12 protein-coding genes are annotated in these 14668 nt (G+C 63.5%); 3 read left to right on the top strand and 9 right to left on the bottom strand.

The window, feature by feature from the left end:
- Positions 1-64: 64 nt before the first annotated feature.
- The 9 genes from HRU71_02925 to HRU71_02885 form a co-directional block, all read right to left on the bottom strand.
- Positions 65-511, bottom strand: a complete 447-nt coding sequence (locus HRU71_02925; protein ID QOJ02500.1) for a hypothetical protein — start codon at positions 509-511, stop codon at positions 65-67.
- A 65-nt stretch (positions 512-576) separates the two neighbouring features.
- Positions 577-1470 carry a succinate--CoA ligase subunit alpha gene (sucD, locus tag HRU71_02920; protein QOJ02499.1) on the bottom strand — a complete coding sequence of 298 codons (894 nt, stop codon included), beginning with the start codon at positions 1468-1470 and terminating at the stop codon, positions 577-579.
- 41 nt (positions 1471-1511) lie between these two features.
- Complete coding sequence (locus HRU71_02915; GenBank protein QOJ02498.1) at positions 1512-1712, bottom strand: hypothetical protein; 201 nt, start codon at positions 1710-1712, stop codon at positions 1512-1514.
- A 6-nt stretch (positions 1713-1718) separates the two neighbouring features.
- On the bottom strand, positions 1719-2189 hold the full coding sequence (ndk, locus tag HRU71_02910; GenBank protein ID QOJ02497.1) for a nucleoside-diphosphate kinase: 471 nt from the start codon (positions 2187-2189) through the stop codon (positions 1719-1721).
- A gap of 52 nt (positions 2190-2241) precedes the next feature.
- Positions 2242-3318: a tetratricopeptide repeat protein gene (locus HRU71_02905; protein QOJ02496.1), complete on the bottom strand. Its 1077-nt coding sequence runs from the start codon at positions 3316-3318 to the stop codon at positions 2242-2244.
- 36 nt (positions 3319-3354) lie between these two features.
- Entirely contained in the window at positions 3355-5697 is a 2343-nt protein-coding gene (locus tag HRU71_02900) for a response regulator (GenBank protein QOJ02495.1), read from the bottom strand.
- Positions 5694-6284, bottom strand: a complete 591-nt coding sequence (locus HRU71_02895) for a hypothetical protein (protein ID QOJ02494.1) — start codon at positions 6282-6284, stop codon at positions 5694-5696. The genes HRU71_02900 and HRU71_02895 overlap by 4 nt, the downstream gene beginning before the upstream one ends.
- Positions 6285-6551: 267 nt before the next feature.
- The gene (locus HRU71_02890) at positions 6552-7916 is read right to left on the bottom strand and encodes a PQQ-binding-like beta-propeller repeat protein (protein ID QOJ02493.1); all 1365 of its coding nucleotides are present in this window, start codon (positions 7914-7916) and stop codon (positions 6552-6554) included.
- A gap of 272 nt (positions 7917-8188) precedes the next feature.
- Positions 8189-11047 (bottom strand): hypothetical protein, encoded by a 2859-nt coding sequence (locus HRU71_02885; protein QOJ02492.1) that lies wholly within the window; start codon positions 11045-11047, stop codon positions 8189-8191.
- Positions 11048-11180: 133 nt separating this feature from the next.
- Here HRU71_02885 and HRU71_02880 point away from each other — a divergent pair, with 133 nt between their 5' ends.
- The 3 genes from HRU71_02880 to HRU71_02870 all read left to right on the top strand — a co-directional run bounded on the left by HRU71_02880 (position 11181) and on the right by HRU71_02870 (position 14657).
- Positions 11181-12983 (top strand): glycosyltransferase family 39 protein, encoded by a 1803-nt coding sequence (locus HRU71_02880; GenBank protein ID QOJ02491.1) that lies wholly within the window; start codon positions 11181-11183, stop codon positions 12981-12983.
- A gap of 127 nt (positions 12984-13110) precedes the next feature.
- Positions 13111-14163 (top strand): DinB family protein, encoded by a 1053-nt coding sequence (locus tag HRU71_02875; GenBank protein QOJ02490.1) that lies wholly within the window; start codon positions 13111-13113, stop codon positions 14161-14163.
- Entirely contained in the window at positions 14160-14657 is a 498-nt protein-coding gene (locus HRU71_02870; GenBank protein ID QOJ02489.1) for a DinB family protein, read from the top strand. The genes HRU71_02875 and HRU71_02870 overlap by 4 nt, the downstream gene beginning before the upstream one ends.
- Positions 14658-14668 lie beyond the last annotated feature (11 nt).

Raw genomic sequence — 14668 nt, 5'->3', positions numbered from 1 at the left:
CGGCACACGTTGGTCCTCGATCGCCGGCACGATCGGATCTTTGGGAAGCGATGGATCGGGGCGATCAGACGAGCGTCACGGCATCGCCGATTCGGAACGACCCCGCCTTGACGACGCGGCCGTAGACTCCGGCTCGGACGTCCGGCGCGAGCGCGGCGCGCAAGCCGTTGTGCAGCTTGTCCATTAGTCCGCACGGCTTCGTCTCGGCGATGACCAGCAATTCCACGTTGCCGATCTGTACGCGACGGCCGATCAGATGCGCCAGCGAGTCCGCTTCCACCAACACGTTTGCCCGCCGCGTCCACCAGGGCAGGTTGGCGCCGAGTTGATCGGTGACCAGTTTCCACTGGCCCGAGGCGAGGAGCGTGACGCCGCGGTCCGGGCTGGATGGCGGGTCGCCCACGAGGCCGCCGTTCTCGATAGCGGTTGCGTCGGCGACTTCGTGCATGACGGTCTTGTCAGCGTCCCGAAGGGCGATGGCGAGGACTTTGCCGACCAATTGCTCTGACATGGTGCGTTGCTCGCTGGCGGCGATGCGCCGCGATGGAGAATTCGATCGCTTGCGCAATCGGCTCTTTAGGCCAGGCCCAGCGCGGTCGCAGTGACGGCGCCGATGTCGGCCGGTGAATCCGCCACGTGAATGCCCGCGGCCTTGAGTGCGGCGATTTTGGAATCGGCCGTGCCCTGGCCGCCGGAGATAATCGCGCCGGCATGACCCATACGGCGGCCGGGTGGAGCGGTTCGACCGGCGATGAAGGAAATCACGGGCTTCTTGACGTTTTTCTTGATGTAGGCGGCGGCGTTTTCTTCGTCGTTGCCGCCGATCTCGCCGATCATGATGATCGCGTCGGTGCGGGCATCCTTCTCGAACAACTCAAGCAGTTCGATGAAGTTCAGCCCCTTGACCGGGTCGCCGCCGATGCCGACGCAGGTGGTCTGCGCGATGTTTCGCGTCGTGCATTGCCAGACGGCCTCATAGGTCAACGTGCCGCTGCGCGAGATGAGGCCGATGGCCTTGCCGCTGTCGCCGGCGGGTTTGTGGATGTAGCCCGGCATGATGCCGATCTTGGCCTGGCCCGGCGTGATGATTCCGGGGCAGTTGGGGCCGATCAGCCGCGCGCCGCATTCGTCGATGAATTTGCGCGCGCGAATCATGTCCTGCACCGGAATGCCCTCGGTGATCAGGACGATCAGCTTGATGCCGGCGGCCGCCGCCTCCATGGCGCTGTCGGCCGCGCCAGGCGGCGGGACAAAGATCATCGAGCAGTTCGCGCCGGTCTCACGCACGGCCTTCTCCACCGTGTCGAAGATCGGCAGGCCGTGCTCGCTCTTGGTGCCACCCTTGCCGGGCGTGACGCCGCCGACCATCTTCGTGCCGTATTCAAGGCACTGCTTCGTATGGAAGGCGCCGGCTTTGCCGGTGATGCCGTGCGTGATGACGCGTGTGTTTTTATCGACCAGGATGCTCATGGTGGGGTGTCCGGGTTGAAATCCTTCGAGTCGGGGCCGGGCTATTCTTCAGCCGCTTGACTTTCCGCGGCGGCGCCTGTTTCAGCCGTCGCGCCGATGATCTTCGACTTGACCTCGCCGCCCAATCCCAGGACCAACTCGAGGGCCTTGCCGGTGCGCGAACAAGTCATGTGAATCGTCGTCTCCGGCATGTCGAGCACGTGCGAATGCTTGCAGGCCGGGCAGGTGAATCGTACTTGCATGAGGTCTTACTCCGGCGCGCCGCCCGATACGTCGTAAATCCACTTCTCCGACGCGCGCTCGTAGCTCAACAGGTCTTCGGGCTTGAAGTACAGACCGATCTCGAACGCCGCTGCTTCCGGCGAGTCCGATCCGTGGATCATGTTGAAACTGTTCGAGACGCCGAAATCGCCGCGAATGGTTCCCGGTTCGGCCTTCGAGCCGAACGTCGCGCCCATCATCTTGCGACTGATCGCGATGGCGTTCACGCCCTGCAACACCATGACAATCACCGGGCTGCTGGTGATGTATTGCACCAGCCGATCATAGAACGGCTTGCCCTTGTGGACGGCGTAGTGTTTCTCCGCCAGATCCTTGGAAACCTTCATCGCCTTCATCGCAGCGATTTGCAGGCCCTTTTCTTCGAAGCGCGTGATGATCCGTCCGGCCAGCCCGCGCTGGATGGCGTCGGGCTTGAGGATGATAAGTGTTTTCTCCACCGTGCGTTAACCTCGTTGGGGGTGATTGTTACAACTTTCACAGGCTCGGATTCTAAGGCTGCGTGCCATCGGTGGGAAGGGCGGCGGTCCTTTGGGGCAACACGATCGGCGGGGACGCGATCGCGGCGTCGTCCGGCGCGTGCAGAAGCGACCTTTCGAGATCGTTCAGGGCTTGCTCGATCACCGGATCACACGGGTGGAGGGCGCGGAGCCCGGCCAGCCATTCGTGGGCGGCCTGGGGGTCGCCCAGCGTTTCCCACGCCGCGGCTATATTCAGACGCATGTCGGGATCACTCGGATCGAGCGCGGCCGCACAGGTGAAATCAAACAGCGCCCCGATGGGATCGTCCAGATCGAAGCGCACGAGGCCGAGATTGAACCAGCCTTCGGCAACATCAGGTTGCAAGGTCGTGAATCGTATCCATGCGTCGCGGGCTTCGGTCAGCCGCCCGTCGCGCTGGGCCAGCCCGGCGAGATTGAACCAGGCGCGCGCGTCATGGGGGCGCAGCGCGACCACGTCTCGAAACTGCTCCGAGGCCTCGATGAACCGCGAAAGGCGATAGAGCAGTGCGCCGCAGTTGTATCGCGCGTCCGCGTCGCTGGGTTGCAACCGCGTGACACGCAGGAGCGAGGCGACGGCTTCGTCATATCTCCGAAGTCGCGCAAGCGCTTCGGCGCGGCCCTTCAGCGCGCCGGCGTCATCCGTGTGCCGGGCGAGGACTCGATCAAATTCCGCGAGTGCGGCCACTGGCCGATCGGCGTCGAGATGCGCCCATCCTGCCGCGGCCCGCGCGTAGGATGTATCGCGCGCGAGGTGGCGCATACGAACCGATTGCTCGTCCATTCGGTCGGCCAGTGCCCCCCAGTTCACCGAAGGCGTGGCAGCGCGTCGCGGCGAGGAACCGCGCAATCCTGTTGGCCGGATCCGATCGGCCTTCGACGGCGCGGGCGGCGCTGCCGCGGTGATTGGAGGGGCTGCTCGACTCGGCGCGTGCAGCGCGTCCAGCTCATCGAGGATCACGCGCTCAACGAGAACATGTCGTTGAGTCAGGGAAAGCCACACCCAAAGGGCGCTGGAGATGACGGCAAAAACCGCAAGCGAAATCGGGATGATCCATCGCGTGGTCACCCCGATATGCTCGAACGCAGGCCGCGGCGTGTCAATTCAGGCGGTACTCCTCGCTTCAACCGGCGAAACCGCGGCCTGTCGGCGCGCGAGGGCCTTGCGAATCGCCTTGAAGAGCGACGGTCGGTGGATCGGCTTGGAGACGTAGTCGTCGCATCCGGCTGCCAGGCAGCGTTCGCGCTCGCCGGTCATGACGTGCGCGGTGAGGGCAATGACGGGACCGGTGTATTGCTGACGACGCAGATGGCGCACGGCGGACGCGCCATCCATAAGCGGCATCTGCATGTCCATGAGAATGACATCAAATGGTTTGCCAAGGTGCCGGGCGGCCAGAGCGCTGTGGACGGCGGCTTTTCCATCTTCGACGATGGTGACGGTCGCGCCGGCTCGTTCGAGGATGTGGCGGATCAATCGCTGGTTGTCCTCACCGTCTTCCGCGAGCAGGATGTTGCAATCAAGTTTCTCCGGAGCGGTCGCCACCTCCTCGGTGGACGGTTTAACCACATTCACACACAGCTCGTGCCCCGAGCGAATCGGGACGCCCTCGAGCGAACCGCAACGAACATAAGCACGGATGCACGTTCCCACGCCGGGCGTGCTGTATGCAACGTACACGTCACCACCGAGCAGGTTCGCCAGTTTGCGCGCGATGTATAGCCCGAGGCCGGTCCCGCCGAACCGGCGAGCGATGGAGGCGTCGGCCTGGGTGAAGGGCTTGAACAGTTCGCGTATCTGCTGCTCGGTCATGCCGATGCCCGAGTCGATGATGTCAAACTGGATGAAGTTCTCCGGCTTGCGCTGCCATTTTGTGACGACGCGGACCCCGCCGGAATCCGTGAACTTCAGGGCGTTGCCGATGAGATTAATCAGAATCTGTCGCAGCCGCATGGCGTCCGTCTCAATCGTCTCGGGAATCTCCCCGATGAACTCGGCGTCGAGTGCCAGACCTTTGGCATCGAAGCGCACGCGCAGCATGGACGAGACTTCGCTCAACAGCTCCACCGGGCTGTGCCGTCCGTACTCGATCGGCAGGCTGTCCTGTTCGATCTTTGAGAGGTCCAGAATATCATTGATCACCGCGAGCAGGTGTTCGCCGTTACGCCGGATCGTCTGGATCGTGTCGAGCTGCTCGGTTCGCGTCAACCCCGGTTGGGCGAGTTCATCCGCGAAACCGAGAATGGCGGTCATCGGTGTGCGGATTTCGTGACTCATGTTGGCGAGGAATTCGGATTTGGCGCGATTGGCGGCGTCGGCCTGCTGCTGTGCGGCTTTTAATTCATCATTCAGCTGTCTTAGTTGCTGCGCCTGTTCCGCCATGGCCCGTTCGGCTTTCTTGCGCTGCGTGATGTCACGCATCGTCAATGCGATCATGGTTTGGTCACCGAGGTGAATCGGTCCGCCACTGATGTCCACATCCAGGCTTGTCGAATCCCGGCGAACCAGCGCGACTTCAATGACCGAAAACGATTGCCGGGCGCTTGATTCTTCCAGGGAGCGGATGAGCTGCGTGATGCGCCGCGCTTCCGACGCTCCGAGGATCACGTCCAGCGACTGCCCCACCAACTGCTCGTACGCGTAACCCACGATGCGCAGACCGGCCGGATTGACGTGCACGATGCGATTGGACGCGTCAACCAGGACCAGCCCGTCGGCCGCCTGCTGCCAGAGGTCGCGAATCGTGTTCTCACTCTTGGCGAGTTGTGCCGTCCGCACCTTCAGCAGTCTTTGCAACTCGCCGTGGGCGTACTCCAACTGGGCCGTGCTCAAGGCCGTTTGCGCCATGTTCCGAACGCTGCGCAGGCACAGGCGGATCGAGAAAACATCGGCGAACAAGACCCACCACGCGTGTTCGAGCGATCGCCACGGCGCTGCGACCGCTGTGCCGTAGACCGAGTAGGGCCACCAGAACCCGCGAATGACGTGATCCAGCGCGGTGACGACTGATGCCGTGACGATCACGCGCCAATCACGATAAAACGCCAGAAACGCCAGCGAGCCGAAGACGTGGAAATGCGTCTCGATTCGTCCGCCGGTGAATTGGATCAGCAGGCCGGATTGAATCAACTGGGTTGCTGCGATCATGTGGCGCGTCAGCGTTTCGCCCGGCCGCGTGGCAGCCAGCCAGACCGGCGGGATGACGACAATCGTCCCCAGGATCAGAGCCGCCAACACATGCGGATGCAGGCGGCTGGTGGCGCCGTCCCACGTGAGGGGCGTGACCGAGAAGGCCAGCACGATGCTGGCGACGTATTGCAGAACCATCAGAACGATGAAAAGCCGGTCGGTCTGTACGTAGGTCCGATGCAGGTACGATTTGTGCAATTCGGCGGCGCGCGCTCGAATTGTTTCATTCGTCATCGGCAAGGTCATCGGTACGTTCATGAGCGGATCACCTCATGGGGAAGGACGAGTCGGCATCCGAACACGGGCGAGTTATCCTGTTTCGGCAGTCGGCCTCGCGCGATGGCGTGAATGGCCTCTGTGCCGATGCAGTCGCCTTCGTGCCCGCGCGAGCCGGTCGCGCCGCCGTGGAAAAGCAAGCGACCCTCGGACCCGTAGATGTAAATCTCACCCGAGCAGATCGCTCCGAACAGCGCGGCGAGTTGGCCGTCAACATCCACCCATCGCTTGGATAGCGGAATCTCGGCCGCCATGTCCCACGTTGCGCCATGGCACCACGAATCCGGCTCGTTGGCAGGCTTCGTGAAGACGAACCAAGCCCGCATCCCATCGGGGCGGTCACCCACGGCCTGTTCATACATCCGGAGGCTGGCGATGCTGCACGGGCATTTGGGGTGAATGAACATGACCAGGGTCGGGCGATGAGGATCGAGGCTCAATGGCGTATCGGCCGGCCAACGCTTGCACGCCGCGTGCTCCGGCTTGGGCGTCGTGGAGTAGTTCACGAGCGCGAAGTACCCCGCGGCAATCGCGATGATCCAGAGGGATATCAGGCTGAACGATTTCATGGTTGCCTCGGCCGTGCGAGGAGCGACCGCTGCGCAAGTGACGCTGTTGCGACAAGAGGCATGCCGTCGCCGTCGGAGGCCCGGCGGCGCGATGCGTCAATGTGCCGATATCGGCTAGGCGAATGGTCGTTTTGACGTAACAGAATGGAGGGATGGGGCGTCCGAAAAGCGGGCGGTTTCCCATCGCGATGGCCGGGTTTTCGACGTTGTGCGTCGCAAACGTGGCAGGAAATCCATATGAGGGTTACCGCGCGGCGGCCTTATGGGTCATTTCTCGCGCACGGCGAGGACGTGCCCGTTCGTGCGGAAATAGAGTGTGTGGTCCGCGATGGCGGGGGTCGCCATGCAGACTTCGCCCAGCTCATTCTTCGCCAGGCGCTCGAAGGTCGGCCCCGCTCGAACGACGAAGACTTCGCCCTCTTCACTGGTGAAGTACAGTTTGCCGTCGGCCGCGACGCCCGACGCGGTGAAGCCCGTTCCGCTCTCCAGACGCTCGCGGTACTTTTGTTCTCCTGTTGCGGCATCAAAACACGTCAGCACCCCGTTGTCGCGGCAGCAATAAAGCAGCCCGTTATAGACGACAGGCGTCTGCATGTAATTGCCCGTGCGATCGCTCCACCACGCGACGTGCTTGTCCTTCGTGCCCGACGCGGCCAACCGGATCCGCCCCGACGCGCTCGTCTTGATCGCGTACACCGGCGCCATGCTCCCGTGTGCATTGGTGATATATACCAATCCGTTCGACACCACGGGCGTCGGAACGGGGATGTCTCCGCCGCCGCGCAACCGCCATAGCTCCTTGCCCGTCGTGAAATCGTATCCGCCGATGTGCTTGAAGCCGTTCACGATGATCTGCGTGCGGCCTTCGCTCGCGTCCACCGTCGGCGTGCTCCACGTTGGCACGTCGTTCCGCGGCGTGATCCACACTTCGTCACCCGTCTTGATGTCCAGTGCCGCGAGGAACGAGTTCTTCTGCACGTCGCACTGAACGATCACGCGGCCGTCATGGATGATCGGCGAGCTGGCGAAGCCCCATTGCGCATCGGGCACCATGTAAAAGCCCGAGTCGAGCAGTCCCAGGTCCTTTTTCCAAAGCAGCTTGCCCCGCGTGTCGTAGCAATACAGCCCCTCGCTGCCGAAGAACGCGACGACGTGCTTCCCGTCGGTCGCCGGCGTCGAATTCGCATGGCTGCTCTTGGCGTGACGCTTGATCCTGGGCACGCCCTTGCACGCCTCCTGGTCCCACAGAACTTTGCCCGTCCTGCGATCCAGACACAACACGCGAAAACTGTGCGACTCCGGCTCGTCCAGTGACTCAATGTTGCCGTACAGGCCGACCTTCACTTCGACCTTGTCCAGCTCCGTGTTGACGGCTGTCGTGATGAACAGACGGTCGTCCCAGATGACCGGCGAGGAGTAGCCCAGCCCGGCGATCGGCGTTTTCCACGCGATGTTCGTCCCCTGGGCCACGTCCCAGGTGATCGGCGTCGTCTGCCCCTCGCCCACGCCGCACGCCAGCGGCCCGCGAAACTGCGGCCACCGCGCGGCGTCCTTCTCTGTGGCCTGCACAAACCCCTGCATGAATGCGATGAACACCAGCACGAGCGGCACGGATCGAAACAACCTGAACATGGCGACGGGTCTCCGGGTTAACGGGCGCGCGATCCAACCGCGGGCTGGGCATCATGCTAATCGAGGCCCCGCAGCCCGTCTTTCGCGTGCGTTCGTCCGATCTGCATAAAAAAGCCTCGCCGGGTGTGAGCGGCGAGGCTTTATGAATCGCTTTCCTCCGAGCGCTGGCCCTGACCCCGACTCTCCCTTTGTAAAGGAGTTGGCAGTCGGGCTGGCCCAGCGTCGCACATGAACCAGGTCCGCACAGCAGACCCGGCACACGTTGCGATGTGTTATGGCTGCGTGAGCAGCGCGGTCACAAAGCCGTCGATGTCGCCAATGTCGAGGGCGCTGCTGGTGTTGAAATCGCCGGCGCAGATTTGCGCGGGCGACGGCGAACCGAGCAGGGCGGTCGTAAACGACGAGACGTCCTGGCCGTCGATCGAGGTATCGCCGTTGAGATCGCCCGTGGCCGCGCCGCAGGGCACGGTGCAGACGAAGTCATCAATGGCGAAAGCGTCGATGGCGGCTTCGACGACGCTTCCGGTACCGACGTCGGACGCGACGAAACGGATACGGAATTGGGTCGTGGTTTCGTTGAAGCTTGCGAGGTCAGCGAGGCGGAACTCCTTGAGGAACCAGCCGCCGGTGACTTCGGGATTGGGCGACGCGGTGGAGGGCCCGACGATCTCCAGCGTGGACCAGCTGCCGCCGCCGTTGTCGGAGACCTCGACGTTGAAGGTGTCGGCCTGCGGGGCGCCACCCGTGTGGTTGGAATACCAGCGGGCGTAGCGGACGACCGGGCTGGACAGCGTGCTCAAGTCGAAGTTCTGCGACGTGAGCGTCGTGGCGCCGCCGTCGACGTCGGAATTGCAGGAGTTGGCGGCGCTGTTGTCCGTCAGCCAGCATCGGCCGGAGCCGTCAAAGTCGCTGGGGGGATCGCCGCGATTGCAGTTGACCGGAATGCCGGGTGCGGCGTCCCACTGGCCGTCGGTGGCGGTGGAGGAGACCGTCCAGCCGGGGTTGGTCTCAAAATTGTAAGCGACGACGTTCTGGATAGATGACGCCGATGTGGCACTATAGACGCCGGTCGGGGCGTTGAAGGGGTCGGTGACGGTTTGCAGGGTCGTGGATTGTGCCGAGACGTAGTACTGAATCAGTTGCGGGCAAGGCGTCGCCGGCAGCGTGGCGTCGTACTCGTTGGGCGCGTGCTGGGTCATGGCGACTTCGGTGAACGGGCCGCTGCCGCCGATTCGGTAGAAGAGCTTTCCGGTGCCCGGTTGGGGCGTGCCGGTGAGCGGTTGTACCACGACATCAATCACATATGGCGTGTTCGGTGGCACGAGCGTGGGGCGGCCATTCGGGTAATTGAAGGAGAGCGCCGGCAGGACGGGCGCCGGCATGTTGTGCGAACCGAAACCGGCGGCGATTTCGTTGTAGTGCGGGGTGCCGTTGTTCAGGTTCGCGTCATTGTCGTCGAGCGTGAGGAAGTCAATGGTGATCTGCGGCGTGATGCTTGTGCCGGTGTGCAGCGGGACACTGTTGATGGTCAGCGAGCCGATGATGTCGCGATACGTGCCGGGGTTGGTGATCGCCAGTTCGTTTCGCGTGTTCCAGACGCAGCCGGAGATCAGCTGTCCACAAGTGTGAATGGCGCTGCCGCAACTGGAGCAGCCGGTTGTTTGGTAGTTGCAGTTGTTGTTGGCGTTGCGAATGCCGGTCGAGCAATTGTTCTGAAAACCGATGCCCAGGGCGGGCTGATCGGTGATGATCACACCCATGCAATCGCCCATGCCCTCGCCGTAGGCCCCTTGGCCGCTGCCGCCGGTCTGGACCACGTGGTGACCGTACTCGTGATGGACGACGTCGCCAAAGGCCGTGTTGGCGCAGCCGCCCCCGGAGCGGTAAAAGTTGATCGAGGTCAGCGGGCTGTAAAAAGCGTTGCAGGTCGTGTTGATGTTTGTGTTGATTGGGAAGTCGACCTGGTTGGCGATCGTGGGGTAGGCCGGGTTGTAGGTGAGTACCATGTCGCGCACAACGTTGGCCTGAAGGTAGGCGTTGACCGAGGCGCGAGTGAACTCGTTGGTGTTGGCGGCATTGTGCAGGAAGTTGGCCGGGCCGGGCGGCGTGACGTTGGTCGACAGGATCGGCGTCGAGGCGGCCTGATCGGTGACGATGAACCGCCGGCCGCGTACGCCGGATTCGACGGTGACGGGCGTGACGCCGCCGTTGGGAATTGTGAAGTTGCCGTTCGCATCGGCGTAGACGTTCGCACCGCCGGGCGTGATGTTGACGCGAGCGTAGGGAAGCCCTTGCGGGTTCTCCGGCAGGCAGATGTCGGCACCAACGAGGTCCGTGGCGATGCCCTGCACCTGGCCGGAAACGTCCTCGGTGATGACCCAGTTCTCCTCATAGAGAATCACGCCGGTCATCGCATCGGCCACGAACAGATGTCGCTCATACCCCTGCGGGCTGAACGGATCGTCGCTCTCGGCCGTGAACCTGTATGCCAGCGTCGGGACGGCGTCGCGCTCTTCCTCGCCGGCGAAGATCACTTCTTCCATGTCGCTGAACTTGGTCAGCCGCGCCGATTTCCGGCGCGCCGACTCGCGCGCCAGATCGGGATTCGCGCCGGCCCGCTGGACGGCAAAGTCGCCGAGCGGGTGCATGCTCGAGCGCGCCAGCACCACCGGGAACCCCGGCTCATTGCGCACCAGAACGCGGAAATCGCTGTGAAAGACCGGAACGCCGTCGCGTTGCTGCTCGTAGGTCACGAGTGTGAACTTGTACGAGTCCGTGGCCTTGTCGTACATCAGCGGCACAAACGTCGGACCGCCCTCTTCGAGGCTCTTGGCAACGATCGTCTCGGCCTCCACGCCGAACAGGCCGGCGTAGCGGTTCACGAACTGATCCGCGGATTGAAAGGCGTCTGCGCCTTCGCTCATCGCCGTGCCGTAGGCCGTCGTGACCTTCTGCTCCATTTCATAGAACGCCACACCGGGACGGTCAACCTCCAGCCGGGACTTGGCCTCGAGCTTGCGGATTTCGGCTTCGGCCTTCAAGGCGTCGAGGGTCGGTGCGGCGGCGACGTGCGTCGCGCACAAGCCCAGTGTGAAAGCCAATCCAAAGACGGCGAGTTTGCGAGAAATCATCAGTCCACTCCAAATGAGGGTCAGGACGACCGGACGGCCGTCGGGATCGGGTTGCCGCAAATGCTTTTCAAACCACTCCACCTTGGCTCTATAGTACCGTTTTTCGGGCCTGAAGACCAGCACGAGGGCAGCTTTGGACGCCCAAAAAAATAAAAGCGCGGAACATCCGCCAGGTGAACTGAACGCCGCTCAAAGGGGCGTAATTGCCGCGTCCATAGCGATTTTCCTGGTCGCGCTGGCGGTACGAGCCGCGTTTCTGTACGCAACACCCGACCGAAGCTGGCCGCAGAGCGTTCTTTACGAGGGCGATGCCCCGCTGTGGATTCGCTATGCCCAGGCGATTCGGGCGGGCAAACCGTTTGAGCTGAACCTGCCTATTCACGCGCCAGGGCTGGCTTACGCGCTGGCTTTTCTATGGCCGGGCTCGCTTGAGGGACCGGCAACCGGGCAGGGATTTATCGCGCTCAAGGTGGTTTGGTGCGCGATGGGTGCGGCGTCTTGCGGAGGACTGTTCCTCGTCGCGCGGGACATGTTCAACGCGCGGATCGCAGTCGTCGCCGCGCTGCTGTCGGCGCTGTCGTTTGCGCTGACGATCCAATCGACCAGCTTGAACAATGAAGCGCCGTACACGCTGCTGCTCATCTTCCTGGTTGGCCTTACCGGGTCGGTGGCCGCGAGACCGAACCGATGGCGCCTGGTTGTGTGGGCGGTGATGAACGCCTTGGCGGCGCTTGTTCGAGCCGAGCATACGTTGTTGGTGGTTCTTTGGGGTGCGTGGCTGGCATGGCACTGGAGAAGCGATGGAACGAGCCAAGCGGCCGGGGCACAAAGCCGCGGCGTCGTGAGCGCACGGAGCGAGAACAGAGCGAGCGGCGCGCGGGTCGGGCCTTGGATCGTTGTCAACCGATTGGCGTTGATGGGCGCGATCTTTGTGATTGCGCCGCTGCCGTGGAATGTGCGGGCGTATCGCGCGATCCAGCGGTTCAATGAAACCACCGCCGGTCCAATCGATTACCCCGGCGCGCCGGTCGCCTGGCGCCCCGATGCACAAGCGTACCTGGAAGACTTGCCGGCGTTTGTGCGAGAACCGTGTTTTCGCGTCATCAGCGAACAGGCCCGTGCCGCGTCGCGCGAGGAAGTGGACAAACCGTTTGTGCAAGCGTTCTTCTCGGAGCAAATGCGCTACGTGCCGCGGCCGTTGTCGCCGTATGTTTTTATCAGCGCGCAAGGGCCGCTGGCCTTTGCCCTGGCCAATCGCCCGGGCGGCGACGGCGGCTTCTCCACCGAGCCGCTGGGCGGGGCCGACACGTTGAACTTCGCCGATCCGCGCCATTTGCGCCTCGTGCAGGACGGCTATCGCGTTGGGTGGGAAAACCTCACGCGCCCGGGCGAGGCGCGGCGGCTGATAACAAGCAAACTATCGCTGTTCGCTGCCGGCTGGACGCATGGGCTGATGCTCACGAACTGGCCGGCGGGTCTGGTCGGCACGCGGCGGCCAGTCGATCAGTTCGCCGCCGACAACATCCCGCCTGGTTGGAGCACGGCGGTGCTGGGTCTGGGGATGGTCGGCGCGGGCATCTGCCTGCTGCGCCGGCGCGGCGGCGTTTGGATATTGGTTGTCGTCTACAAGCTGGTCATTGCGGCCGCGTTCTTCGGCTACGCCCGTCAGGCCGTATCGATCCTTCCGGTGCTTTACGTCTTGGTCGCCGCAGCGCTGGATACGCTGCTGCTGCGGCATGTGGCGAAATGGTTTGTGGGGTGGCCGGGTCGGCTGAAGCTGACGGCGCTGGGCGCGTCGATCGGATTGCTGCTGATGAATCAGGCGGGCCGGCGAATTGACTACGACGTGATCGGTGACGCTGTTTCCGCGCCACAATGGGGCCGTGGCGCGTTCGAGTCGCATGAGCCTTTGCGTATTGAATTGGTCTTTCGATAACGACGCACGTCCTATTTCAACCGGGGCGCCGCCCTCGGCGTGCGCCGCGGCCGGTTGTTGCGCGGATCGAACCGGGCCATAATGGCCGGCGTAAGATCGCGGCGGCGAGTCGCCAGGAGGGCAAACTGTGTCACTGGGAACATTTCGCGAATTGTTCGCGTACAACGACTGGGCGTGGGACGCCGTCGCAGCGCCGGCGGCGGAGTTGCCTGATGCGAAACTCGATCAGGTCTTCGAAATGGGCAGCGGCACGATCCGCAAAACGCTGCACCATATCTGGGCCGCGGAGAAAGTCTGGCTCGACCGCTGGCGGCAGGGGGGCAAGCCGCCGTTTGCCGAGTTCGACCCGGCGAGGTCGATCGGCGAATTGACGGCGCTGCGCCGCGAGACGCGCGCCCAGCGCGAGGCGTTTCTGGCGGCGCTCTGCGACGCTGATCTGCCGCGCGAGATCACGTTCACCACCATCCGCGACAACACGACGTACACGTTGCCGCTCGCGCCACTCATGCTGCACGTTTGTCACCATGGGGTGCACCACCGGGCGCAAGTGCTGAACATGCTCAAGCGGGTCGGCGCGACACTCCCCCCGCGCGGCATCGACTACCTGTTCATGAAAATGAAGGCGCTCAAGGCCGACCCGTCCGAGGCCGATCGCCCGCGCTTGAGCCTGCCCATGATCCGCGAGTTGTTCGACAACGGCGACTGGGCGCAGCAGCGCGTGCTGGCGGTGGCCTGCAAGCTCCCGGCCGCGGCGCTGGATCGCGAGTTCGACATGGGACTGAAGACCATCCGCGCGACGCTCTTGCACGTACTCTATGCGGAGACATGGTGGCTGGAGAATTGGATCGGCAGGACGAAGCCCGAGTTCAAGGAGTTCGACGCGAGCCTGGCCATCGCAGACCTTCCGCGCCGGCACGCCGAACACGCGGCCGCACGGAACGCGTACCTGTCCTCGCTCGGCGACGGCGACTTGAATCGAATGGTTCACACGCAGCCCGCGCCGGGCAAGGAGTTTGCCTTCCCGCTGGGGCCGTCGATGCTGCAATTATGGCACCACGGAGCGCACCATCGAGCGCAGCTGGTGAACATGCTGCGTCACGTCGGCGCAACGCTGCCGGAAGTGGACGTGATCAAGTGGCTGATGGAGAAGCGGTCCTCGGGTGAAGGAGCCCGGTCATGACGGTCGATTTGTTTGCCCCGTTGTTTGAATACTCCGATTTCGCCAATGCCGCGCTGCTCCGGGCAAGTGAGCCGCTGACCGCCGCGCAGCTCGATACCCCGTTCGACCTCGGCATGGGCACGCTGCGAAAGACGCTCAAGCACATTCTCGATGGCGAGTCGGTCTGGCTGGCGCGATGGAAGGGCGAGGTGGAAACGCCGTGGCCGCCATACGAAACGACGATCACGGTTGCGGCGCTGCGCGATGGCTTCGCCGCGACCAGCGCAGCGCGCGGTGCGTTCCTTGCGTCGCTCGCGGACACCGATCTTTCGCGCGAGCAGCGCTATCGCGACTCGAAGGGCAGCCTCTTCTCCGCCACGTTCGGCGACATGCTGATCCAGGGCTTCGTGCATTCGACGCATCATCGCGCACAGGCGGTCAACATGCTCCGCCGCCTCGGCGCGGGCCTGGTGGAGCTGGATTACATGACGCACGTGCGCAAGGCGGTCTCGTGACCGGAGCCATT

The sequence above is a fragment of the Planctomycetia bacterium genome (genome assembly GCA_015200345.1).
In the GTDB taxonomy this organism is placed as follows: Bacteria; Planctomycetota; Phycisphaerae; order UBA1845; family UTPLA1; genus PLA3.
Note: the sequence above shows the minus strand (reverse complement) of the source record. Positions and strands in the feature narration are given on the sequence as shown.

What these genes read in the sequence shown, in the direction of transcription:
- sucD (QOJ02499.1), bottom strand. Translation starts at nt 1,470, where the DNA reads ATGAGCATCCTGGTCGATAAAAACACACGCGTCATCACGCACGGCATC.
- HRU71_02870 (QOJ02489.1), top strand. Translation starts at nt 14,160, where the DNA reads ATGACGGTCGATTTGTTTGCCCCGTTGTTTGAATACTCCGATTTCGCC.
- HRU71_02915 (QOJ02498.1), bottom strand. Translation starts at nt 1,712, where the DNA reads ATGCAAGTACGATTCACCTGCCCGGCCTGCAAGCATTCGCACGTGCTC.
- HRU71_02895 (QOJ02494.1), bottom strand. Translation starts at nt 6,284, where the DNA reads ATGAAATCGTTCAGCCTGATATCCCTCTGGATCATCGCGATTGCCGCG.
- HRU71_02900 (QOJ02495.1), bottom strand. Translation starts at nt 5,697, where the DNA reads ATGAACGTACCGATGACCTTGCCGATGACGAATGAAACAATTCGAGCG.
- HRU71_02890 (QOJ02493.1), bottom strand. Translation starts at nt 7,916, where the DNA reads ATGTTCAGGTTGTTTCGATCCGTGCCGCTCGTGCTGGTGTTCATCGCA.
- HRU71_02925 (QOJ02500.1), bottom strand. Translation starts at nt 511, where the DNA reads ATGTCAGAGCAATTGGTCGGCAAAGTCCTCGCCATCGCCCTTCGGGAC.
- HRU71_02885 (QOJ02492.1), bottom strand. Translation starts at nt 11,047, where the DNA reads ATGATTTCTCGCAAACTCGCCGTCTTTGGATTGGCTTTCACACTGGGC.